We start from the raw sequence: 21,857 nt of genomic DNA, 5'->3' as shown, positions 1-21,857 counted from the left end.
GACCTAAAGCTTGTCCTGCCCCTGCCGATACCTAACCAGAGATCGTGTGGAGGGCAGGCAGTTGAACGCTTGGGTGTTGGGGTTGGTCAGCATATCAGTGAGTATGCAGTTGCAGGCGGGAGTCACCGAATTCGGTGCCGGCCTGGATCAATCCGTCTGGCGGTTGACCTCTGATACCCAGGTGGAGTGCCGGCTCGAGCATCCGATCCCCAGCTGGGGCACGGGGGCCTTCGTCAGCCGCGCCGGTCGCAAGATCAATCTGGACTTCGAACTCAAGGGGCTGCGCCAGCAGGCCCAGACCCAGACGGTGAGTCTGGGCATCATGCCGCCCATCTGGCGCCCTGGCCTGGCCGGTCGGGAGATAAGCCAGCTGCGTTTTTACCAGCAGTTTGATGGCCTGGTGGAGGGGCAGACCGCCTGGACCATGCTGGACGAGCTGGAGGGGGGGCGCATGCCGACCTTCCAGTATCGCGACTGGTATCGCCAGAACCGGCCGGTGCGGGTCTCCCTCTCCTCGGTCAATTTCCGGGTCAAGTACCAGGCCTTCATGGATTGCCTCAATGGCCTGCTGCCCTACAGTTTCAACGACATCGCCTTCAGCGTGCTCACCTATGATAAGAACAGCGATCAGCTGTCGCTGGCCTCCAAGCGGCGGCTGGCGATGATCGGCGAGTACGTGAAGGTGGACAAGAGCATCGACGTGGTGGTGATCGACGCCTACAGCGATAGCTACGGCGGCCGCTGGCCGAACCAGAAGCTCTCGGAGAAGCGGGCCGATGCCATCAAGAAGGTGTTTGTCGATCTGGGCATCGATCCCGGCAAGATCTCGGTGGAAGGGCACGGCGAGAAGCAGCACGTCGCCTCCAACGAGACCGAGGGTGGCCGTGCCAAGAACCGGCGGGTGGTGATCAACATGGGCCGCAACGGCGCCATCTGAGCGATATCTCCGCCATAAAAAAAGAGCGCCTTGGCGCTCTTTTTGGTTTTTCGGGGACAAGCCTGGATCAGAAGCTCTCGCCAAGGCCGCTGCCGGCATCTTTCTTGGCGATCAGTTCAATCTTGTAACCGTCCGGATCCTCGACGAAGGCGATGACGGTGGTACCGCCCTTGACCGGACCCGGCTCGCGGGTGATCTTGGCACCGGCGGCGCGCAGCGCGTCGCAGGTGGCATAGATGTCGTCCGCTTCCAGCGCGATGTGGCCGTAGGCCGAGCCCAGCTCGTACTCGCTCACGCCCCAGTTGTAGGTGAGCTCGATGACGGCCTCATCCTTCTCGTCGCCGTAGCCGACGAAGGCCAGGGTGTACTTGTACTCGCTGTTCTCGCTCTTGCGCAGCAGTTTCATGCCCAGCACACGGGTGTAGAAGTCGATGGAACGTTGCAGATCGCCGACGCGCAACATGGTATGCAGAATTCTCATTGCTCAATTCTCCGGGTAGTGGTTCTTGTGGTATTGGTGCCGCCCAGGGGAGCGGATACCGGCGCTTGGCTCAAGCCCGTGCTCGCCAGGAGCGGTGCCATGGCTACGCCGCTTGCGAGCCGGTAGCCGTGTTCAGCTCTCCGGGTAGACCTTTTCCTTGTACTCGCACAAGTCCTCGATGATACAGGAACCGCAGCGCGGTTTGCGAGCCAGACAGGTGTAGCGTCCGTGCAGGATCAGCCAGTGGTGCACGTCCAGCTTGAATTCGGCGGGGACCACCTTGAGCAGCTTCTCCTCCACCTGATCGACGTTCTTGCCCACCGCAAAGCCGGTGCGGTTGGAAACCCGGAAAATATGGGTATCGACGGCGATGGTGGGCCAGCCGAAGGCGGTGTTGAGCACCACGTTGGCGGTCTTGCGGCCGACACCGGGCAGGGCCTCGAGGGCTTCGCGGTTCTCCGGCACTTCACCACCGTGGCGCTCCAGCAGGATGGCGCAGGTCTTGATGACGTTCTCGGCCTTGGTGTTGAACAGGCCAATGGTCTTGATGTACTCCTTGACCCCGTCCACCCCCAGTTCCAGCATGGCCTGGGGGGTGTTGGCCACCGGGTAGAGCTTGTCGGTGGCCTTGTTGACGCTGACATCGGTGGCCTGGGCCGACAGCAGCACGGCGATCAGCAGCTCGAACGGCGTCTTGAAGTTGAGCTCGGTGGTGGGGTGGGGGTTGTCGTCCCGCAGTCGCTCCAGTATCTGCCTACGTTTCTGATTGTTCATGGCTCTCTCTTGGCTCAGAGCTGGGTCGCGCTGGCACCCGCGGCAGGCACGCTGCAGTGGGCCTTCTCGGCGCTCTGCTTGCGACCCATCCAGTCGTTGATGGCGTTCTTGCCGGCGATCATCAGGCCGAGACCGATGAAGCCGCCAGGGGGCAGGATTGCCAGCAGCAGGCTGGCATCGGCGTGGAACAGCTCGATGCGCAATGACTTGGCCCACTCTCCCAGCAGCAGGTCGGCACCGTCAAACAGGGTGCCCATGCCGATGATTTCGCGCAGCCCACCCAGCACCAGCAGCACCAGAGTAAAGCCGAGCCCCATCATGAAGCCGTCGAGGGCAGCCAGCAGCGGCGGGTTCTTGGAGGCATACGCCTCGGCCCGGCCGATGATGACGCAGTTGGTGACGATGAGGGCGATGAAGATACCGAGCGCCTGATAGAGGCCGTAGGTGTAGGCGTTCATCAGCAACTGCACGCTGGTCACCAGCGCCGCGATGATCATCACGTAGACCGGGATGCGAATATCCTTGGGCACCAGGTTGCGCACCAGCGAGATGGCGAGGTTGGAGCTGACCAGCACCGCCATGGTGGCAAGGCCGAGCCCCAGCGCATTGGTGAAGGTGGAGGAGACCGCCAGGGTGGGGCACAGACCCAGCACCTGAACCAGGGAGGGGTTGTTCTTCCACAGCCCCTGCAGCATCAGCTCCTTGAGCTCTTCGCGGCGGCCATTGCTCTCGCTGAGCGGGCTCTGCCCGTCAATCACATCGACTTGTTCCATAGCTTGTGCTCCGGCGTTAGGGGGTGGCGTCACAGGCGGGGGCGTCGCGCAGCAACTCTGGGTGCTCCTGTTGCAGCAGCAACAGGTTCTTCACCGCCTTGACCACCGCCCGGGGGGTGATGGTGGCGCCGGTGAAGGCGTCGAACTCGCCGCCGTCTTTCTTCACGGCCCAGCTGGCTTCGTTGTCGTGGCTGAGAAACTTGCCGACGAAGCTGTTGATCCAGTCCGATTTCTTCAGCTCGATCTTGTCGCCAAGGCCGGGGGTTTCCTTGTGGACCAACACCCGCACCGCGCTCACGGCGCCCTTGGCATCGGTGCCCACGATGAGGCGAATGGCCCCACTGTAGCCGTCGGGAGCCACGGTTTCCAGCGCGTAGCCGGTGATTTCGCCCTGCTTGGTCGCGGTGTAGAGCGGCATGGCTTGGTCGCTGCCCAGATAGCGTCTGCTCTGTACCAGCTTGCAGCTGGCGACCAGATCGTTGTCATAGCTCCCCTCCGGCAGCAGGGCGGAGAGGGTGCGCAGCTTCTCCAGCTGCTGCTGGTGGGCGATCCGCCCCTGGGTCAGCTCGTTGGTCAGCACCACCACGGCGGTGCAGGCGAGGGCAAACAGGGCGAGAGTGACGCCGTTTTTGCGCATGCTCTTTAACATTGCATCATTCCTGAGGGTGAGGTGTGCGCGAGGGTCATTTGCGACGGGCTCCGTAGACTTTCGGGCGGGTCAGGCTGTCGATCAGCGGTACGCACAGGTTGGCCAGCAGCACGGCAAAGGCGAAGGCATCCGGATAGCCGCCAAAACGACGGATGACATAGACCAGCACGCCGATGAGCACACCATAGACTAGGCGGCCGCGTGGGGTGGTACTGGCACTCACCGGGTCGGTGGCAATGAAGAAAGCCCCGAGCATGGTGGCACCGCTGAACAGGTGCAGCATGGGAGTGGCAGTGGCATCCGGGGTTGCCAGATAGCCCAGGGTGGCGGCCAGCAGCAATGAGCCCAGCACGGCAGTCGGAATGCGCCAGTTGATCACCTTCTGCTGTAGCAGGAACAGGCCGCCCAGCAGGTAACCGAGGTTGACCCAGCTCCAACCGATGCCGCCCCAGCCTTCGAAGACGGTGTGGGTCATCACCTCGCCGGCGGTGAGGCCCTGAGTCAACCCGGTTTTCAGGGTGTCGAGCGGCGTGGCCATGGTCAGCCCATCCACCCCCTGCTTGAGCTGCGCCATGCTGTAACCGTCGAGGCTGAAGCCGGTGAAGATCACCGAGGCCGCATCGCCAAAGCCGATGTCATAGGCGGCGATGCTGGAGGGCGGCAACCAGCTGGTCATCTGCACCGGGAAGGAGACCAACAGCAGCACATAGGCCACCATGGCGGGGTTGAACAGGTTTTGACCCAGCCCGCCATAGAGGTGCTTGGCGATGATGATTGCAAACGCCGTGCCCAGCACCAGCATCCACCAAGGCAGCAGCGGCGGCAGGGAGAGACCGATCAGCACGGCGGTCAGGGCCGCGCTGCCATCCAGCAGGGCCGGTTTGACAGGGCGTCCGCGCAAGCGCAGCACCAGCGCCTCCGAACCCAGCGCTGTGACCAGCGCCAGCAGGATCTGGATCAGGGTGCCCCAACCAAAGAACCAGCTCTGCGCCAGAAAACCGGGCAGGCAGGCCAGGATCACCAGCAACATCAAGGTTTGGGTCTGTTTGCGGTTGTGGGCAAACGGCGCACTCGCAATATTGAACATGGATCAGTGGCTCTTGTCGGTCGATGGAGAAGGAGAGGCCTGGGCTGCTGCTTCGGCCGCCAGTTTGCGGGCCTTGGCACGGGCCACGGCGGCGGCAATGGCCGCTTTCTTGGGATCCGCATCGGCGGCTGGTTGCGGTGCATCGGCAGCCGGTGCAGCTACGGTGGTCACCTCGGGCTTGGCAGTGGCCTCCTCGTCTTGCACCTCTGCGGGCTTGGCAACGGCCTCCTCACCTTGTGCCTGAGCGGCCTTCTTGGCCTTTGCACGGGCGATGGCGGCAGCAATGGCCGCCTTCTTGGGGTCGACCTCGGCGGCTGAGTCAGGCTGCGGCGCTGCGGCAGGGACTGCCACGGCGGCCTCTTCACCTTCGGTCTCGGCTATGTTCCCTTGCACCTGAGCAGCCTTCTTTGCCTTGGCGCGGGCGATGGCAGCAGCGATAGCCGCCTTCTTGGGATCAGCATCGGCGACTGAGTCAGGCTGCGGCGCTGCTGCAGGGGCTGCCACGGCAGCCTCTTCACTTTCGGCCACGGCTGCGTCCCCTTGCGCCTGAGCGGCCTTCTTGGCCTTGGTGCGGGCAATGGCAGCCGCAATGGCGGCCTTCTTGGGATCCGTATCGGCAGCGGGGTCAGACTGGGGCGCTGCTGCAGGAATATCCGCAGCCGCTTCATCACCTTGCGTGCTGGCGGCTTTTTTGGCTTTGGCACGGGCGATGGCGGCAGCAATGGCGGCCTTTTTGGGATCCGTATCGGCAGCTGAGTTAGGCTGCGGCGCTGCAGCAGGGCTATCCACAGCCGCTGCTTCGCCTAGCTCCTGAGCTGCTTTTTTGGCCTTGGCACGTGCCAGTGCTGCCGCAATCGCCGCTTTCTTGGCATCCTGCCCGTCCGTTGCCGGTGCATCGGCCTGGGCCGAGTCGGGCTCGCTGGCGGCCGCCTTGGCGGCGCGGCGGGCGATGGCCTCTTGCTTGCGCGCCTCGCGGGCGGCAATCATGGCGCTGTTGTCCGGCGCGAGTTCGCTGGCACCAACGGGTGCTGCGTCCTGCTTGGCCTTGATGCGGGCCAGTGCGGCGGCCACCGGATCGTCTCCGCCGGCCGCCGTCATGGCCTGGCGTCGCTGGGCGGCAGCCTCGGCATGGCGGGCTTCGCGGGCGGCTTTTTCCCGTTCGAAGCGGGCCTGCTTGGCCTCGAAGCGCTGCTTGGCGCGCTCGGCCTTCTCGGCTTCGGCACGCGCCTCGCGGATGTCATCCTTGGCAATCTTGTAGTACTGCACCAGCGGGATCTCGCTTGGGCAGACCCAGGCACAGGCGCCGCACTCGATGCAGTCGAACAAGTTGAGCCCCTCGGCCTTGTCGTACTCCTTGGCCCGGCTGTACCAGTAGAGCTCTTGGGGCAGCAGGTTGGCCGGACAGGCATCGGCACAGGCGCTGCAGCGAATGCAGGCCTGCTCCGGACCGGGCGGCGGCAGCTCGGCCCGGGTGGGGGAGAGCAGGCAGTTGGTGGCCTTGACTACCGGCACCATGGCATGGGGCAGGGTGAAGCCCATCATGGGGCCGCCCATGATCACCCGCTGATCCGCCTCGGGCTGCAGCTCGAAACGCTGCAGCAACCAGCGCACCGGGGTGCCCAGCAGCACCCAGGCGTTGCCCGGTTTCTTGAAGGCGTCGCCGGTGAGGGTGACGATGCGGGAGATGAGCGGCTCGCCGTCGATGATGGCGCGCTTGATGGCAAACACGGTGGCCACGTTGAGCACCATGATGCCCATGTCCACGGCGCGGCCCCCCTTGGGAACCTGGCGGCCGGTGAGCAGCTCGATGGTCTGCTTGGCTCCGCCCGAGGGATACTTGGTGGGCACCGTCTTGACCAGTACGTCTTCGTCCGTGGCATGACGGGTCAGCTCACCGATGGCGGCCGGCTTGTTGTCTTCCACCCCGATCAGGGTCAGTTTGGGCTTGAGCAGGTGCTTGAGCACCCGGATGCCGTCCATGATCTCGTCGGCATACTCCTGCATCAGCCGGTCATCGGTGGTGATGTAGGGCTCGCACTCCAGCCCGTTGACGATCAGGATCTCGGTCAGCTGACCGCGGCCATCAAGCTTGCTGTGGGTCGGGAACACGGCACCGCCGAGGCCCGCGATGCCGGCCTGCTGGATGCGCTCGAGCAGCTCGCCCCGCTCCAGATTCCAGTAGTCGCTGCGACCCTGACGTTCACCCCAGGCATCTTCGCCATCCGGGGTGAGGGTGATGCAGAGATCGTCGAGACCCGAGGGGTGAGCCACCGTGTGGTGACCGATGGCGGTGATGGTGCCGGAGGTGGAGGCGTGCACCGGCACGAAACGCCCCTTGTCATGGCGAGTGAGCGGCTGGCCTTTCTTGACCTTGTCGCCGACCCGTACCAGCAGGTCGCCGGCCGGGCCCGCGTGCTGGCGCACCGGGATGATGAGCTGGGGTGGCAGACCGGCGTCCACCACCGGGGTGAGACTGGATTGGTCTTTGTTTTCGGGAGGGTGAATGCCGCCGTGAAAATCCCACAGAGTGCCGGCTTTGATGCGTTCGAGTAAGGACTGCATGGTTACTTATTCCACTATCTTGACCGGAATGGCGACGTTGGCCAGATCCCACTTCCAGTTGTCGACCGTGGTCGGCACCGGGATCATTTCGATACAGTCGGTCGGGCAGGGATCGACACAGAGATCGCAGCCGGTGCACTCGTCGGCAATGACGGTGTGCATCGCCTTGGTGGCGCCGACGATGGCGTCGACCGGGCAGGCCTGGATGCACTTGGTGCAGCCGATGCATTGATCTTCATGAATGAAGGCGACTTTCTTGATGGGGGCGGCGGCCTCGGCGCCGCCCAGCGGCTGGGGTTCGACCCCCATCAGGTCGGCAATCTTGCGCATGGTGGCATCGCCACCTGGCACGCACTTGTTGATCTGGTCGCCATTGGCCAGTGCCTCGGCGTAGGGCTTGCAGCCCGGGTAGCCGCACTGGCCGCACTGGGTTTGCGGCAGCAGGGCGTCGAGCTGATCGACGATGGGATCGGCTTCCACATGAAATTTGACGGCAGCAAAGCCCAGGATGATGCCGAAGGCCAGAGCCAGCAGAGCCAACACCAGAACGGCAAAGAGTATGTGAGTCATAGCGCTATATCTTGATGAGGCCGGTAAAGCCCATAAAGGCCAGCGACATCAGGCCGGCGGTGATCATGGCGATGGAGACGCCGCGAAACGGGGTGGGAACATCGGCGGCCACCAGGCGCTCACGCATGGCGGCAAACAGGATCAGAACCAGCGAGAAGCCGGTGGCGGCACCAAAGCCGTAGATGATGCTCTGGATGAAGTTGTGGTGCTCGTTGATGCTGAGCAGCGCCACCCCCAGCACGGCACAGTTGGTGGTGATGAGCGGCAGGAAGATGCCAAGCAGACGGTAGAGGGTGGGGCTGCTCTTGCGGATAACCATCTCGGTAAACTGAACCACGACGGCGATCACAAGAATGAAGGCGAGCGTGCGCAGGTAGGCGATGTTCAGCGGGATCAGGATATAGTGTTCCATCAGATAGGAACAGGCGCTGGCCAGGGTCATCACGAAGGTGGTCGCCAACCCCATGCCGATGGCGGTTTCCAGCTTGCCGGAGACGCCCATGAAGGGGCACAGGCCGAGGAACTTCACCAGCACGAAGTTGTTGATCAGCACGGTGCCGACCAGTAAAAGCAGGTACTCAGTCATTGCAGGTTGGTTATCCGGTTTGAAGGCGGCGGTATTATCTGATTTTAGGTGCCTTTTAACAACCGCAAGGCCGCATGGTTATTATTCAAATAGCCAATTTCATGGAGGAAACGTGCGCCCTTTACCCATTTTTACCCTGACTCTGGCGATGCTGCTCTGGTCCAGCTCCTTCATCGCGCTCAAGCACGTGCTGGGGGTCTGGGGCTTCGGCCAGGTGCTCTTCATGCGCATGAGCGTGGCGGCGCTCTGCTGGCTGTGCTGCTACCGCTATCTCGGCAATTTTCGCTACCAGCCAGGGGATTGGCGCTGGCTGGCCTTGATGGGGGCGCTGGAGCCCTGTCTCTATTTTCTGCTGGAGGTCAACGCCCTGCGCTACACCAGCGCCGGCCAGGCGGGCATGGTCTGCGCCCTGCTGCCGCTGGTGGTGGCCCTGGTCGCCTTTTTGCTGATCGGGGAGCGGGTGAGTCGCCGCCAGCTGCTCGGCTTTGCCGTGGCCATCTTCGGCATCGCCCTGCTCGGTTTTGGCAGCGGAGCCGATGAGTCTGCCCCCAACGCCCTGCTTGGCAACAGCCTGGAGATGGCGGCCATGTTCTGCGCCGCCACCTACTCGGTGGTGTTCAAGAAGCTCTGCAGCCGCTACAGCGTGCTGACCCTGACCGCCCTGCAGGCCTTTGTCGGCACCCTCTTCTTCGCCCCCTTCGCCTTCAGCGAGCCCTGGCCTGCAGACTGGGCCTGGCAGGACATGGCGGTCATCGTCTTTCTCGGTGCCTGCGTGACGCTCGGGGCCTACCTGCTCTACAACTGGTCGGTGACCCAGGTGAAGGTGACGCTGGCGGCAGCCTACGTCAATCTCATCCCGGTGTTTACCCTGCTGCTGGCCTACCTGCTGTTGGGGGAGACCCTCAATGCCCTGCAATGGGTGGCCTGTGGCGCCGTGCTGCTGGGCATCGCGCTGGGGCAACTGCCGGCCAGGCGCAAGGGGGCGCAGGCCGTCACCGCCGAGGGGTAACGGGCGGGGCTCCCCATCGAATGCAGGCGGGTAACACAGGAGACAAAGCAAACAGGCGACGCACCAGCGTCGCCTGTCTGTCGTGGACGAAATGGCTAGATGGAGAGCCCTTTGACCGTCTCCGAGACGGAGTTGGCGTCCTCGATGATCTCCTGAATGACGCCGGCGATGATGTCGGCCTGGGCCTGACCTGCCATCGCCTTTTCCGATACCACAGAGACGGTCTGGGTGATCCTGGAGGTGATGTCGGAGTTAAGCCGGATGACGGAGACGATCTCGCCGGTGGAGGTGGAGGTTCTGGCCGCCAGCTGGCGCACTTCGTCTGCCACCACCGCAAATCCGCGGCCCTGCTCGCCGGCGCGGGCCGCCTCGATGGCCGCATTGAGCGCCAGCAGGTTGGTCTGATCCGCGATGCTGCTGATGGTGGAGATGATGGACTCTATGCTTCTCGACTGCTGGTTGAGGTTCTCTATCTGCCGGGTGACCTCGCTGACCGAACTATTGATGTGGGCCGAGGTTTCCAGCACCTTGTCGATCACCTCCCGCCCTTTGGCGGCGCTCGAGACGGTCTCACCGGCGATGGCGCAGGCTTTCTGGGCCGCCTCGCGCACCGAGATGGATTTCTCCACCCGCTCGCTGATGTCGCTCGCCAGCTTGATGATCTTCACCACCTTGCGCTCGTGGTTGAAGATGGGGTTGTAGGTGGCCTCCAGCCAGATCTTCTCGCCGTGGCGGCCGCGGCGCATGAAGAGCCCGGACTGGATTGCGCCGGATCCGAGATCCCGCCAGAAGTTGGGATTCTGCTGATAAAACTCCTCGTCGCAGAACATGCGGTGGGGCTGACCCACCACCTCGTCCAGCCGGTAGCCAAAACAGTGCAGGAAGTTCTGGTTGGCGGTGATGACGGTGCCATCGGGCTGGAAGTCGATGACGGCCAGGGACTTGTCCAGTGCCGTCAGCAGCGCCTGGGTGCGCTCCAGGGTGGATTGTTGCTCGCTGACGTTGGAGGCCACCTTGGCCACCTTGCTCACCTTGCCATCGAGGAGGATCGGGAAGTAACTGGCTTCGAGCCAGACCGCCTTGCCCGATTTGGCCTGACGGATGAAGCGGCCGCTGCGCGACTCTCCCCGCCGCAGCTCCTGCCATAGCTGCTCGTATTCCCGGGTGTTGACATCGTCGGGGAAGCAGAGGGAGCTGTGGTGCTTGCCGATCACCTCCTCCCGGCCGTAGCCCACGATGGCGAGAAAGCGATCGTTGACGAAGGTGATGACCCCCTCCGGGGTGAATTCGATATAGGGCAGCCGTGACTGGATAGCCTGCTCAAAGGCGCCGAGTGCTGCGATCTTTGCCGCTTGTTCACTCTTGTCGTGATTTCCCGTGCGATTCCAAAACATGGCGGAGCTCCTTGTTAAGACCCTTGTGAGGCTCTTCATGACAATAACCGACCGTCTGAATACTAGTACAGGTTCTTTGGCCATCGCCTTGGCCATTGGGGGGAACTGCTTGTTTTGTCATTATTTATTGTTCCATGCGGGTGAGCGGCAACAGGGGGAACGGGGCAAGTCCGCCTGAGGGCGTGACGGTAGGAGGGGCGGCGGCGGTTTTTATCCCTCCATTTGCTCATTTTCCCTGCGATTCAACACATCAGAGCACCTTATCGCGGCAAGATGAGGTATCTTATGCCCCGATTTCATCCATCAAACGGATAAGAGACAACACATGATCATCAAACCCAAGGTTCGCGGCTTTATCTGCACCACCACTCACCCGGTCGGTTGCGAAGCCAATGTTCGTCGTCAGATTGCCTATACCCAGGCCAAGGGCACCATCGAGAATGGTCCCAAGAAGGTGCTGGTGATCGGTGCCTCCACAGGTTATGGCCTGGCGTCTCGCATTGCCGCCGCCTTCGGCTCCGGCGCCGCCACCCTCGGCGTCTTCTTTGAAAAAGCGGGCAGCGAAACCAAGACCGGTACCGCCGGCTGGTACAACTCCGCCGCCTTCGACAAGGCCGCCAAAGAGGCAGGCCTGTACGCGAAAAGCGTCAACGGCGATGCCTTCTCCAACGAATGCCGCGCCAAAGTGATCGAGCTCATCAAGCAGGATCTGGGTCAGATTGATCTGGTGGTCTACTCCCTGGCCTCGCCGGTGCGCAAGATGCCGGAAACCGGTGAAGTGGTGCGCTCTGCCCTCAAGCCCATCGGCGAGGTCTACACCACCACCGCCATCGACACCAACAAGGATCAGATCATCACCGCCACCGTCGAGCCGGCGAACGAGGAAGAGATCCAGAACACCATCACCGTCATGGGCGGTCAGGATTGGGAGCTGTGGATGGCCGCCCTGCGCGATGCGGGCGTGCTGGCCGACGGCGCCAAGTCCGTGGCCTACTCCTACATCGGTACCGACTTGACCTGGCCCATCTACTGGCATGGCACCCTGGGCCGCGCCAAGGAAGATCTGGACCGCGCCGCCGCCGCCATCCGTGGCGATCTGGCTGCCAAGGGCGGCACCGCCCACGTGGCCGTGCTCAAATCCGTGGTGACCCAGGCATCAAGCGCCATTCCGGTGATGCCGCTCTACATCTCCATGGCCTTCAAGATCATGAAGGAGAAGGGCATTCACGAGGGCTGCATGGAGCAGGTGGATCGCATGATGCGCACCCGTCTGTACGGCGCCGATCTGACGCTGGACGAGCAGGCCCGCATCCGCATGGATGACTGGGAGCTGCGCGAAGACGTACAGCAGACCTGCCGCGACCTGTGGCCGTCCATCACCAGCGAGAACCTCTCGGATCTGACCGACTACACCGGCTACAAGCAGGAGTTCCTGCGCCTGTTCGGTTTCGGGCTGGACGAGGTGGATTACGACGCGGACGTGAATCCGGACGTGCAGTTCGACGTGGTCGAACTCTGAGTCTGACCCAAGTGAAAACGGGGCCCCGCGGGGCCCTGTTTTTTTGGCAAAAATCCCGCCAGGTTGCGAAATTTTATTATCCGCGATCACCTTTTTCCCATATCAAACCCGCTAGTCTGGCGGTGATCGGATCACATGACGGCATTGCCGAGGTACGGAAGCTATGACCACTCCAAACGAGGCGCCCAAGAAGCGCCAACTCCCCACGGTTTACACCCTGCTTTTCATCATCATCGCCCTGATGGCGGCCCTCACCTGGGTGCTGCCGGCGGGCAAATACAACTATGTGACCGCCAAGAGCCAGCAGCCGGTGGCGGCGGCGGCCGTGGCCGATTACAGCGGCGACGAGCGGCTGTTGCCGGTGCCAGGCAGCTACACCGAGCTTCCCTCCCAGCCGCAGGGGGTATTCGATGTGCTCAAGGCCCCCATTCAGGGCTTTCACAAGGCGGCCGACGTGGCGCTGTTCGTGCTCATCATCGGCGGCTTTCTGGCGGTGACCATGCAGAGCGGGGCGCTTGATGCCGGGGTGGGGGCCATCGTCCGTGCCTTTGCCGGGCGCGAGCGGCTGCTCATTCCGGTGCTGATCGCCCTGTTTGCCCTTGGCGGCTCCACCTTTGGCATGGCGGAGGAGACGGTGGCCTTCTGGGCGCTGATCGTGCCGGTGATGATGGCGGCGGGCTTCGATCGCATGGTGGCGGCGGGCATCATTTTGCTCGGCTCCGGGGTCGGGGTGCTCGCCTCCACCGTCAACCCGTTTGCCACCGGCATCGCCTCCGGTTTTGCCGGCATGCCCATCGGTGAGGGGATTGGCCTGCGGGTCGTGCAATGGCTGCTGCTGGTGATCTTCGCCTCCTGGTTCGTGATGCGCTACGCCAGGCAGGTGCAGCAGGACAAGTCCCGCTCCGTGCTGGCCGACATCGCCTATGACGACGAGTTCTCCCAGATGAAGAGCGGCAACCTCGCTTTTAGCGGCAAGCAGAAGCTCACCATGCTGGTCTTCTTCGGCACCTTCCTGCTGATGATCTATGCGGTGGTGCCCTGGTCGGATTTGGGGATCGACCTGCTGCCTACCCTGGGCTGGTGGTTCGACGAGCTCTCCACCCTCTTCTTCAGCGCCTCCATCCTGATTGCGTTGATCAACCGGATGCCGGAGTCCAACTATGTGGCAACCTTTCTGAACGGGGCGCGGGATCTCATCGGGGTGGCGCTGGTGGTAGCGGTGGCGCGCGGCATCTATGTGGTGATGGAGCATGGGGTCATCATCGACACCATACTGCACTGGGCCGAGGGGCTGGTGAGCGGGCTCTCCTCGTCGGTGTTCATCCTGATGGCCTATCTGGTGCACATCATCCTGAGCTTCTTCATCCCCTCCACCTCGGGGCTGGCGACTGTCTCCATGCCGCTGATGGGGCCGCTGGCTGACTTCTCCGGCATTTCGCGGGATCTGGTGATCACCGCCTACCAGTCCGCCTCCGGCTGGATCAACCTGTTCGCCCCCACCGCCGCCCACCTGGTGGCGGGGCTGGCGCTCGCCAGGATCCCCTACGACCGCTTCGTGCGCTGGGTGTTGCCCTTCATCATAGGGGTGGCCCTCATCACCATGGCGGTGCTGGTGGCCGGGGCCCTGCTACAGGGGTGATAAGCAGAACGCCATTTCGATGAAACAGGGCCGCTCAGCCGGGGGTGAGCGGCCCTGTTGTTTACTCATGTCGCGCAGAGCAGGGTGAAAGGCCGCCGCTGGCTCGCCACCTTGACGCGCGATGGTTCAGGAAGGGAACGCCATGGCGTTCATTTTTATGCGTGCCTCTGGCAGCATATCAATATGAGTCCTGACTGAGGCGCCAGACCGGCGAAGTGAGCACAGTGGCAGAATGCGATGTCGCCCCTTTCGCCGCCTCGACTGCAGTGCTATTACTGCTGGTGATCTTTGTTATGACTCGACTTTTTGCAAGCGAGGGCGATGAGCCCTATGTGTCATGGATGACGCCAGGAGAGGGATAGGGGGCCGTTGCCCCGTCCGTTGCCAAACGTGGTCATCATGATGAAACCTGACGGTCACGAGGGAGAGGTTATGGGGCACAGAAGGATCATCAGGCTGGCAGGGATGCTGCTGGCCCTGCTCATGGTCGATAGCGGGTGGGCCGCGGAACCGAGACTGGAGCCGACCGAGCAGGAGCAGGCTCAGACCCTGACCCTGTTTCACGAACCCATAGTGATGCTGCAGGCGAAATTCGGTCGCCTGGACGGGGCGGCCCGGGTGCGGATCGTCAAGGAGCGGGTAAGGCAGCTGCAGCCCGAGGATCTGACCCATCCGGTGACCGTGGTCAGCTCGACCCGCCTCGGTCAGGAGGCCAGGGAGTTCAGGCTCAATGACAAGCACCTGCTGGTGTTGCTGGAAAAAGATCTGGAGTGGCTCGATGAGCTGACCCTGGATCAGGCCGCAGAGCGGGTGCGGCTGCGGCTGGAAAATGTGCGGGTCAAGGTGCTGGAGCTGCACTCCAACACCTACCTGCTCAAGGCGGCAGGCAAGACGCTGCTGGTGACCCTGCTGTTTCTGATGGTGGTGCAACTGCTGCGACGGGGGCTCCAGCGGGCACGTCGCTGGTTCGCCAACAACCTGCTGCAACAGAAGGGGCTGATCCCCCATCAATGGCGCCAGGTGCTCGGCAACCTGGAGATCCGCGTCATCGGCGTGCTCACCTGGCTGGTGATTTTGCTGCTTACCTATGGCTGGCTCACCTATGTGCTGGGGCTGTTCCCGCATACCCGGATCTGGAGCGATCAGCTGGGCTCCTCCCTGCTGGAGCTGTGCAGCAACATCCTGGGCGGGATCATCGCCGCCATGCCAGGACTGGCGACCGTGCTGGTCATCTTCGTGCTGACCAAGCTGTTCATCCGTATGCTGGCGGTCATCTTCGCGCGCATCGAGCGCGGCCATTTCCGGGTACAGGGGCTGCACTCCGAGACGATAGGGGCGACCCGCCGTCTGCTCTCGGTGGTGATCTGGCTGTTTGCCCTGACCGTCGCCTATCCCTATCTGCCGGGGGCCGATTCGGACGCCTTCAAGGGGGTGAGCGTCTTCTTCGGTCTGATGGTGACCCTGGGCTCGGCCGGGATCATGAACCATGCCATGAGCGGCCTGGTGCTGATCTACTCGCGGGCCCTGCGGCCGGGGGATCTGGTGCAGATTGGGGAGGTGGAGGGGGTCGTCACCGAACTGAGCGCCCTCTCGACCAAGCTGGTGACGCGTCACGATCACGAGGTGACCCTGCCCAACGCCGTGGTGGTGGGGGGCAAGGTGACCAACCTGAGCCGACTGGCAAGCGACAAGGGCATTGCCCTGCTCACCAAGGTCACCATCGGCTATGACACCCCATGGCGTCAGGTGCACGCCATGTTGGAGCTGGCGGCCAGGCGCTGCCAGCTGATCAATCAGGGGCAGGCCCCGCTGGTGCGTCAGCTCAATCTGCAGGACTGGTACGTGGAGTACGAGCTGCAGGTACGGATGAAAGAGGGGCTGTTGCCCGGTCCGGTCAGAACCGAACTGCACGGCCACATCCAGGATGTGTTCAACGAGTTCGGGGTGCAGATCATGTCCCCCAATTTCGTGGCTCAGCCGGAGCAGGCGGTGCTGGTGCCCCGCGAGCAGTGGTATCAGGCCCCCGCCGTGCCGCCTGCCGAAGTGGCCACCGGGGAGAAATAGCCCACAACGCGGGCCTTGCGACGGGACTCTCTCGCCATAAAAAAATCCGAAGCGGTGCAGACCGCTTCGGATTTTTTATGGTCGGCCTGCTGCTGGCGAGCCACAGGCCAGGGCAGACGTCGCGTTGCGGTTACTGCTTGTAGCCTTTGAGGAAGCGGGCGAGGCGGCCGATGGCCTCTTCCAGCTCCTCTTCCCGGGGCAGGAACACCAGCCGGAAGTGATCCGGGGCCGGCCAGTTGAAGCCGGTGCCTTGCACCAGCAAGAGCTTCTCCTGCTGCAGCAGGTCAAACACCATCTTCTGGTCGTCGCGAATGTCATACACCTTGGGATCGAGGCGCGGGAACATGTAGAGCGCTCCCTTGGGCTTGACGCAGGAGACCCCGGGGATCTCGTTCAAAAGCTCCCAGGCCTTGTCACGCTGGCGGCGCAGGCGCCCGCCCGGCAGGATCAGCTCGTTGATGCTCTGGTAGCCGCCAAGGGCGGTCTGGATGGCGTGCTGCATCGGCACGTTGGCACACAGCCGCATGGAGGCCAGCATCTCCAGCCCCTCTATGTAGCCCTTGGCACGGCCCTTGGGCCCGGTGATGACCATCCAGCCCTGACGGAAGCCGCAGGCACGGTAAGCCTTGGAGAGGCCGTTGAAGGTCACCACCATCACATCGTCGCACAGGGTACAGACGCTGGTGTGGGAGATGTCGTCGTAGAGGATCTTGTCGTAAATCTCGTCGGCGAAGATGATGAGGTTGTGCTGGCGGGCGATCTCGATCACCTCCAGCAGGAACTCGCTGCCGTAGACGGCGCCGGTCGGGTTGTTGGGGTTGATCAGCACCAGGCCGCGGGTGCGCGGGGTGATGCGGGCGCGGATGTCGTCGAGATCCGGATACCAGTCGGCCCCTTCGTCGCAGCGGTAGTGCACCGCATGGCCGCCGGAGAGGGTCACTGCCGCGGTCCAGAGCGGGTAGTCAGGGGAGGGCACCAGCATCTCGTCGCCGTTGTTGAGCAGCGCCTGCATCGCCATCACGATGAGCTCGCTGGCGCCGTTGCCGATGTAGATGTCGTCGATGTCGACCTTGCGCATCCCTTTCTGCTGGTAGTACTGCATCACCGCCTTGCGGGCGGAGAAGAGCCCCTTGGAGTCGCAGTAGCCCTGGCTCTGGGGCATGTTGAGGATCACATCCTTGATGATCTCTTCCGGTGCCTCGAAGCCGAACGGGGCCGGGTTGCCGATGTTGAGCTTGATGATGCGGTGGCCTTCGTCTTCGAGACGGCGAGCTTCTTTATGCACCGGGCCGCGGATGTCATAGCAGACATCGTCGAGCTTGTGCGACTTGTCGATTGTGAACATGGTGACTGTGATTCCTTCCCCATGGGGACGCGTTGGCGAAAAAGGCGGTTTTTAGTATCAAATTTCTTTTCCCCTATTCTTCACAGAATTGAATGCTAGAACAATCCTCTTTTTAGTAGAATTCCCTGATTTTTAGCCCTGAAACAGGGTTGCTAAAACGTTAAATTCAGCACGATCGTTTGTGTTAACCAAGGTTATCCAGTGAAAGATGAGGGGCTCATTAACAAAGCTACCCGACTGTGTTGAAATATTCACGCTCGCTGGCACGATTGGCTTGCGTGAAAAATGCCGTTCTTTTTGCCCACGGCGGCCAAAAACAGGAGCTGACGCGCGCTGCCAGGCCTGTCCGGACCCCGTACCCACACCATGGAGAAGTCATCATGCAAGCCCCCGCTGCCGGTCGTTATCGTCACTTCAAGGGTGGTTATTATCAGGTGCTGACCCTGGCCCTGCACACCGAGACCGGGGAGCAGTTGGTGGTCTATCAATCGGAGCAGGATGGCGCCGTCTATGCCCGTCCCATGGTCATGTTCATGGAGTGGATCGAGCATCAGGGTCAGGTGGTGAGCCGCTTCAGCCCGGTGGCGGAGTGACGCTGGGGAACGACCATGAAAAAAGGCGCCTGATGGCGCCTTTTTTACAACGTGAGCTTACTGGTAGAGACCCAGGTTCTCTTTGGCATAGGCTTCGAAATCGGTGCAGCCACCGATGTGCTGTTCGTCCAGGAAGATTTGCGGCACGGTATTGACCGGCTTGCCGGCGCTCTTGGCCAGATCTTCCTTGGTGATGCCCTCGGCGTGGATGTCCACGTAGCGGAATTTGAAATCGTCACGCTGTTCAACCAGCTGCTCGGCAATCTGCTTGGCACGGACACAATAGGGGCAACCGGGACGACCAAAAATCACTGCAAACATGTTCTCTCTCCATTCATTTGAGGCTGGGCACAGGATAGCCCCGCCTCGTGGCTAGTCAAAGTGGAAATTGTCGATACGGCCGTTCGCCATCTTCGATAAGGCGCACTGCGCCGGCCGTCATCGTCACTCACCTCGCAGCGGATCAACCCTCATCGGCGATCTGGATCGGCTGCTGCTGGTAGATGCTCTCCAGCACCCCTTTCTCGAACACGGTCCAGGGCCAGGGGGCCTTGCTGGCGCGGTAGCGCTCGTGGGTGGCCGGATCCTGTGACAGGCCGCGCTGGAACATCACAAACGCCTTGCGCTGGCCGCCGGCGGTGTCGATGAAGCCCACCAGGTTGGAAGTGCCGGTGATGGTGCCGGTCTTGGCGTGCACCTTGTTCTTCATCATGGGGGCGGTGACGCTGCGCCGCCAGGCCAGGGTGCCGTCCACCTGGGAGCTTGGCAGCAGCTTGATGAGACCGAGTTCGGCGTCATTTTTCTGGATAAAGTTGAGCACCGACAGCATCTGGCGGGCGCTGATGAGGTTGTGGGCGGAGAGGCCCGAGCCGTCGGCCAGGGTGGCGTTGCCCAGATCGATGCCGTTCTTGGTCAGGATGGCGCGCACCGCCATGGTGCCGCTGCGATAGCTGCCCGGCTTGTTGTAGTAGTGGCGGCCAACGGTCTTGAGGAAGGTATCGGCGTAGAGGTTGTCCGATTTCTTCAACATCTTGGACAGCATCACCGGCAATGAGACCGAGTAGTGGGTACCCAGGGTTTCGGCATTGTCCGGCGACTTGTGGGTAACGCGCAGCAGGCCGTCATGCTTGATGCCGGCCCGGTCCATGGCCCAGCGGATGTTGTCCCAGCCCCAGGCTTCCACGTCGTGGATGGCGAAACGCAGCCCCTGGGGCTCCTTGTTCGGGGTGATGCAGCCCTTGAGCTCGTAGAAGTTGCCCTTGGCCATGTCCACTTCCAGCGCACAGAACTGGCGCGCCATGTCGCCATAGCTCATCACCTCCACGTTGTCGGCACCAACCCCAATGGGGACCCCGGTGGCCACGTTGCCCACCGCCGGCTTGCCGATCTGGGTGGCGGTGATGGTGGCGTAGGCGCAGTTCTTGTCGATGATGACCGAGGAGACGGGCGCGGCGAAGCAGAGGGTCTGATCTCCCCAGGACCAGCCGTTGCCGCGCTCGTAGCCGTTGTAGGCGCCGGTGTTGACGTAGACGTTGCCCTTGATCTGGTTGACCCCAAGCTGCTTGAACAGGGCCAGCAGGTCCATCCGTGACAGGGTGGGGTCACCGACGAAGTTGATCCAGATATCACCGTTGATGACATTGCCCTGCTTGGCGCCAGGCTGGGCCTGGATGTCGGTGGCGAAGCGGAAGTCGGCGCCGAGCTCGAGACGGGCCGCCAGCGCGGTGAGCACCTTCATGGTGGAGGCGGGGGCAATCATCTGATCCGCATGGCGGGCAAACTCGATGCCGTTGTTGCCCTGCACCACGATGGCGTACTGGCCCCCCTGGGGGGGCGTCAGCGGGGCGGCCTGGGCCGCCAGGGAAAAGAGAGCACAAAAACCAATCAACAGCCGCTGCATAACATCCTCTAACGTGACGAAGGGGCCCGGCAGTGGGCCGGCCCTGATAACTCAAACCTTGTTGTACCCGCCGATGCCTGTTCGGCCGTGGCAACGCAATTCATACGCCTTATGCCGGTCGCCATCACGCCAGTGAATTGGCGGTGCGATAGCGGCCGTCATAATCAAAAATCTTCTCTTTGATCTGCCAGAAGCGCCCTGACTTGCGGGCGATGACAAAATCGGGGTGGCGAAACTGGTGTTCTACCGCCAGCACGCTCGCCAGGGTGGCAAATTCGGGCTCCAGCCCCGGGGCGGGCCAATGATGACGCACAAAGTGCTGTTGAAACAAGCGCCGTGCGCCTGCCGAGTGAAATCCGAAGTACTCATTGAGGGTGAGGCCATCCTCGTCGTGATAGACCACCTCCAGCCGCTCCCCCTGTTTGCCGCGCCCGGCCGTCAAGGTCAGCCCCGCGCAGCGGATCACCATGCAGTCCTTGAGATTGAGCGCCTCCTTGAGCTTGTCGTCAGGGTCCACCAGCAGTTGATCGCAGCTCTGGCAGCGGCGGGCGGCGATGTCGTTTTCACTGCCGCAGGCGGGGCAGATCTTGGCGCGAAAGCGGTAGTCGCACTCCTCGCGGTTGCCCTCGTCATCTTCAAACAGCCCCTGACAGCGGCGGCCGTAGTGCTCGATCACCTTGCCATCCTCGTCGGTCTTGCCCCAGAAGGTGTTGGCAAAGCCGCAGGCGGGGCAGGGCACCTGCACCGGCTCGGTGCCGGCATGGGGCCTGGGCTCCCCCACTTCGGGGGCAAACAGGTTGAAGTTGTTGCCGGCGTAGTCGAGCACCAGACAATCGGTCTTGCCGGGCGACAGGCGCAAGCCCCTGCCCACGATCTGCTGGTAGAGGGAGACCGACTCGGTGGGGCGCAGCATCACGATGAGGTCGACGTGGGGGGCATCGAAGCCGGTGGTGAGCACCGCCACGTTGACCAGAAACTTGAGCTCGCGCGCCTTGAAGGCGCTGATGAGGGCGTCGCGCTCCGGCCCCGGAGTGTCACCTGTGATGAGGGCCGCCAGCTCCCCTCTGGCACCCAGCAGGCCGTGAATTTCCCGGGCATGCTCGACGGTGGCGGCGAAGATCATCACCCCCTGCCGCTCGCGGGCATACTCCAGTACCTGGCTCAGGATATGGGGGGTGACCCGCTCCTGACGCTTGAGCTCGCCGTTGAGATCCGCCTCGCTGAAGAGGCCATTCTCCCGCGGTACCAGCCGGCTGAAGTCGTAGTGAACGATGGGGGCATCCACCATGCGCGGCGGCGTCAGGTAGCCGTTCTTGACCATGAAGCGCAGCGGCAGCTCGAACACGCAGTCGCCGAACAGCCGCTCGCCGTGGCTCTTGACCATGCCGTGGTAGTGGCGCCGGTAGATCCAGCCCAGCCCGAGCCGATAGGGGGTGGCGGTGAGACCGAGGATCTTGAGGGCCGGATTGGCGGCCTTGAGGTGGCCTAACACCTGATGGTACTGGCTGTCATCATCGAGCGAGACCCGGTGGCACTCGTCGATGATGAGCAGCGAAAACGCGCCGTCGAAGGCGTCCAGATTGCGCGCCACCGACTGCACCGAGCCGAACACCACCTGGGCGCTGGCCTCCTTGCGATTGAGCCCGGCGGCGAAGATGTCGGCCTTGAGCCCCCAGGCTTCGTACTTGGCGTGGTTCTGCTCCACCAGCTCCTTGACGTGAGCCAGCACCAGCACCCGACCACGCGCCTTGCGGGCTAGCTCGGCGATCACCAGACTCTTGCCAGCCCCGGTGGGCAGCACCACCACGGCGGGATCCGGGTGCTTGCGAAAGTGGCTGATGACGGCGTTGACGGCGTCGGTCTGGTAGGGTCTGAGAACGAACATGCAGGCTGGGTACGTCGACGAGGGGCGGAGCAGGGTGGCGCCATTATAGGGAACTTGGCGCCAAAAAACAGCGGGCCGGCATGGTGCCGG

At 62.7% G+C, this 21,857-nt stretch carries 19 protein-coding genes; 6 read left to right on the top strand and 13 right to left on the bottom strand.

Annotation, left to right across the window (positions count from 1 at the left end):
• The first annotated feature begins 61 nt into the window (after window positions 1–61).
• Window positions 62–937 (top strand): flagellar protein MotY, encoded by an 876-nt coding sequence (locus G5134_RS04605; RefSeq protein WP_197495615.1) that lies wholly within the window; start codon window positions 62–64, stop codon window positions 935–937.
• A 67-nt stretch (window positions 938–1,004) separates the two neighbouring features.
• On the opposite strand, the gene gloA is transcribed toward G5134_RS04605, so the two are convergent.
• The 8 genes from gloA to rsxA all read right to left on the bottom strand — a co-directional run bounded on the left by gloA (window position 1,005) and on the right by rsxA (window position 8,419).
• Window positions 1,005–1,418, bottom strand: coding sequence for a lactoylglutathione lyase (gene gloA / locus G5134_RS04600; protein ID WP_021467004.1), 414 nt, complete (start codon window positions 1,416–1,418; stop codon window positions 1,005–1,007).
• 132 nt (window positions 1,419–1,550) lie between these two features.
• A complete protein-coding gene (gene nth / locus G5134_RS04595; RefSeq protein WP_017408071.1) occupies window positions 1,551–2,192 on the bottom strand; it encodes an endonuclease III in 642 nt (213 codons plus the stop codon).
• Window positions 2,193–2,206: 14 nt separating this feature from the next.
• The gene (locus tag G5134_RS04590; protein WP_065017978.1) at window positions 2,207–2,965 is read right to left on the bottom strand and encodes an electron transport complex subunit E; all 759 of its coding nucleotides are present in this window, start codon (window positions 2,963–2,965) and stop codon (window positions 2,207–2,209) included.
• Window positions 2,966–2,981: 16 nt separating this feature from the next.
• The gene (gene rsxG, locus G5134_RS04585) at window positions 2,982–3,614 is read right to left on the bottom strand and encodes an electron transport complex subunit RsxG (RefSeq protein ID WP_065017979.1); all 633 of its coding nucleotides are present in this window, start codon (window positions 3,612–3,614) and stop codon (window positions 2,982–2,984) included.
• 34 nt (window positions 3,615–3,648) lie between these two features.
• A complete protein-coding gene (rsxD, locus tag G5134_RS04580; protein ID WP_043162128.1) occupies window positions 3,649–4,701 on the bottom strand; it encodes an electron transport complex subunit RsxD in 1,053 nt (350 codons plus the stop codon).
• Between the two features lie 3 nt (window positions 4,702–4,704).
• Window positions 4,705–7,263 carry an electron transport complex subunit RsxC gene (rsxC, locus tag G5134_RS04575; RefSeq protein ID WP_065017980.1) on the bottom strand — a complete coding sequence of 853 codons (2,559 nt, stop codon included), beginning with the start codon at window positions 7,261–7,263 and terminating at the stop codon, window positions 4,705–4,707.
• Between the two features lie 6 nt (window positions 7,264–7,269).
• Complete coding sequence (rsxB, locus tag G5134_RS04570; protein WP_011706450.1) at window positions 7,270–7,833, bottom strand: electron transport complex subunit RsxB; 564 nt, start codon at window positions 7,831–7,833, stop codon at window positions 7,270–7,272.
• A 4-nt stretch (window positions 7,834–7,837) separates the two neighbouring features.
• The gene (rsxA, locus tag G5134_RS04565; RefSeq protein ID WP_005302262.1) at window positions 7,838–8,419 is read right to left on the bottom strand and encodes an electron transport complex subunit RsxA; all 582 of its coding nucleotides are present in this window, start codon (window positions 8,417–8,419) and stop codon (window positions 7,838–7,840) included.
• A gap of 112 nt (window positions 8,420–8,531) precedes the next feature.
• Here rsxA and G5134_RS04560 point away from each other — a divergent pair, with 112 nt between their 5' ends.
• Complete coding sequence (locus G5134_RS04560; protein ID WP_208200969.1) at window positions 8,532–9,428, top strand: DMT family transporter; 897 nt, start codon at window positions 8,532–8,534, stop codon at window positions 9,426–9,428.
• A 95-nt stretch (window positions 9,429–9,523) separates the two neighbouring features.
• Here the strand turns inward: G5134_RS04560 and G5134_RS04555 are convergent, their stop codons facing one another.
• The gene (locus tag G5134_RS04555; RefSeq protein WP_019840423.1) at window positions 9,524–10,822 is read right to left on the bottom strand and encodes a methyl-accepting chemotaxis protein; all 1,299 of its coding nucleotides are present in this window, start codon (window positions 10,820–10,822) and stop codon (window positions 9,524–9,526) included.
• Between the two features lie 325 nt (window positions 10,823–11,147).
• Here G5134_RS04555 and fabV point away from each other — a divergent pair, with 325 nt between their 5' ends.
• From fabV to G5134_RS04540, 3 genes are all read left to right on the top strand, one after another.
• Window positions 11,148–12,341 carry an enoyl-ACP reductase FabV gene (fabV, locus tag G5134_RS04550; protein WP_017782978.1) on the top strand — a complete coding sequence of 398 codons (1,194 nt, stop codon included), beginning with the start codon at window positions 11,148–11,150 and terminating at the stop codon, window positions 12,339–12,341.
• Window positions 12,342–12,504: 163 nt separating this feature from the next.
• Complete coding sequence (locus G5134_RS04545; protein WP_065017982.1) at window positions 12,505–13,980, top strand: YfcC family protein; 1,476 nt, start codon at window positions 12,505–12,507, stop codon at window positions 13,978–13,980.
• A gap of 432 nt (window positions 13,981–14,412) precedes the next feature.
• A complete protein-coding gene (locus G5134_RS04540; RefSeq protein WP_065017983.1) occupies window positions 14,413–16,044 on the top strand; it encodes a mechanosensitive ion channel family protein in 1,632 nt (543 codons plus the stop codon).
• Window positions 16,045–16,174: 130 nt separating this feature from the next.
• Here G5134_RS04540 and G5134_RS04535 read toward each other — a convergent pair whose 3' ends face one another.
• Window positions 16,175–17,389: a pyridoxal phosphate-dependent aminotransferase gene (locus G5134_RS04535; RefSeq protein ID WP_005302243.1), complete on the bottom strand. Its 1,215-nt coding sequence runs from the start codon at window positions 17,387–17,389 to the stop codon at window positions 16,175–16,177.
• 380 nt (window positions 17,390–17,769) lie between these two features.
• Between G5134_RS04535 and G5134_RS04530 the strand changes: the two genes are divergently transcribed.
• Complete coding sequence (locus G5134_RS04530) at window positions 17,770–17,982, top strand: DUF1653 domain-containing protein (protein WP_065017984.1); 213 nt, start codon at window positions 17,770–17,772, stop codon at window positions 17,980–17,982.
• Window positions 17,983–18,039: 57 nt separating this feature from the next.
• Here G5134_RS04530 and G5134_RS04525 read toward each other — a convergent pair whose 3' ends face one another.
• The 3 genes from G5134_RS04525 to G5134_RS04515 all read right to left on the bottom strand — a co-directional run bounded on the left by G5134_RS04525 (window position 18,040) and on the right by G5134_RS04515 (window position 21,767).
• The gene (locus G5134_RS04525) at window positions 18,040–18,303 is read right to left on the bottom strand and encodes a GrxA family glutaredoxin (protein WP_010633640.1); all 264 of its coding nucleotides are present in this window, start codon (window positions 18,301–18,303) and stop codon (window positions 18,040–18,042) included.
• 142 nt (window positions 18,304–18,445) lie between these two features.
• Complete coding sequence (gene dacB / locus G5134_RS04520) at window positions 18,446–19,882, bottom strand: D-alanyl-D-alanine carboxypeptidase/D-alanyl-D-alanine endopeptidase (protein WP_065017985.1); 1,437 nt, start codon at window positions 19,880–19,882, stop codon at window positions 18,446–18,448.
• 124 nt (window positions 19,883–20,006) lie between these two features.
• Entirely contained in the window at window positions 20,007–21,767 is a 1,761-nt protein-coding gene (locus G5134_RS04515; protein WP_065017986.1) for a DEAD/DEAH box helicase, read from the bottom strand.
• Between the last annotated feature and the right edge of the window lie 90 nt (window positions 21,768–21,857).

Origin of the sequence: Aeromonas sp. 600276 (genome assembly GCF_049175815.1) — a bacterium.
In the GTDB taxonomy this organism is placed as follows: Bacteria; Pseudomonadota; Gammaproteobacteria; order Enterobacterales; family Aeromonadaceae; genus Aeromonas; species Aeromonas dhakensis.
This window is presented reverse-complemented; position numbering and strand designations above follow the sequence as displayed.

Excerpts from the sequence above, each read along its gene's own strand:
- G5134_RS04530 (WP_065017984.1), top strand. The coding sequence starts at position 17,770 with ATGCAAGCCCCCGCTGCCGGTCGTTATCGTCACTTCAAGGGTGGTTAT.
- nth (WP_017408071.1), bottom strand. The coding sequence starts at position 2,192 with ATGAACAATCAGAAACGTAGGCAGATACTGGAGCGACTGCGGGACGAC.
- fabV (WP_017782978.1), top strand. The coding sequence starts at position 11,148 with ATGATCATCAAACCCAAGGTTCGCGGCTTTATCTGCACCACCACTCAC.
- G5134_RS04535 (WP_005302243.1), bottom strand. The coding sequence starts at position 17,389 with ATGTTCACAATCGACAAGTCGCACAAGCTCGACGATGTCTGCTATGAC.
- G5134_RS04540 (WP_065017983.1), top strand. The coding sequence starts at position 14,413 with ATGGGGCACAGAAGGATCATCAGGCTGGCAGGGATGCTGCTGGCCCTG.
- rsxG (WP_065017979.1), bottom strand. The coding sequence starts at position 3,614 with ATGTTAAAGAGCATGCGCAAAAACGGCGTCACTCTCGCCCTGTTTGCC.
- dacB (WP_065017985.1), bottom strand. The coding sequence starts at position 19,882 with ATGCAGCGGCTGTTGATTGGTTTTTGTGCTCTCTTTTCCCTGGCGGCC.
- rsxA (WP_005302262.1), bottom strand. The coding sequence starts at position 8,419 with ATGACTGAGTACCTGCTTTTACTGGTCGGCACCGTGCTGATCAACAAC.
- G5134_RS04545 (WP_065017982.1), top strand. The coding sequence starts at position 12,505 with ATGACCACTCCAAACGAGGCGCCCAAGAAGCGCCAACTCCCCACGGTT.
- G5134_RS04515 (WP_065017986.1), bottom strand. The coding sequence starts at position 21,767 with ATGTTCGTTCTCAGACCCTACCAGACCGACGCCGTCAACGCCGTCATC.
- rsxB (WP_011706450.1), bottom strand. The coding sequence starts at position 7,833 with ATGACTCACATACTCTTTGCCGTTCTGGTGTTGGCTCTGCTGGCTCTG.
- G5134_RS04555 (WP_019840423.1), bottom strand. The coding sequence starts at position 10,822 with ATGTTTTGGAATCGCACGGGAAATCACGACAAGAGTGAACAAGCGGCA.
- G5134_RS04590 (WP_065017978.1), bottom strand. The coding sequence starts at position 2,965 with ATGGAACAAGTCGATGTGATTGACGGGCAGAGCCCGCTCAGCGAGAGC.
- G5134_RS04525 (WP_010633640.1), bottom strand. The coding sequence starts at position 18,303 with ATGTTTGCAGTGATTTTTGGTCGTCCCGGTTGCCCCTATTGTGTCCGT.
- rsxD (WP_043162128.1), bottom strand. The coding sequence starts at position 4,701 with ATGTTCAATATTGCGAGTGCGCCGTTTGCCCACAACCGCAAACAGACC.
- gloA (WP_021467004.1), bottom strand. The coding sequence starts at position 1,418 with ATGAGAATTCTGCATACCATGTTGCGCGTCGGCGATCTGCAACGTTCC.
- rsxC (WP_065017980.1), bottom strand. The coding sequence starts at position 7,263 with ATGCAGTCCTTACTCGAACGCATCAAAGCCGGCACTCTGTGGGATTTT.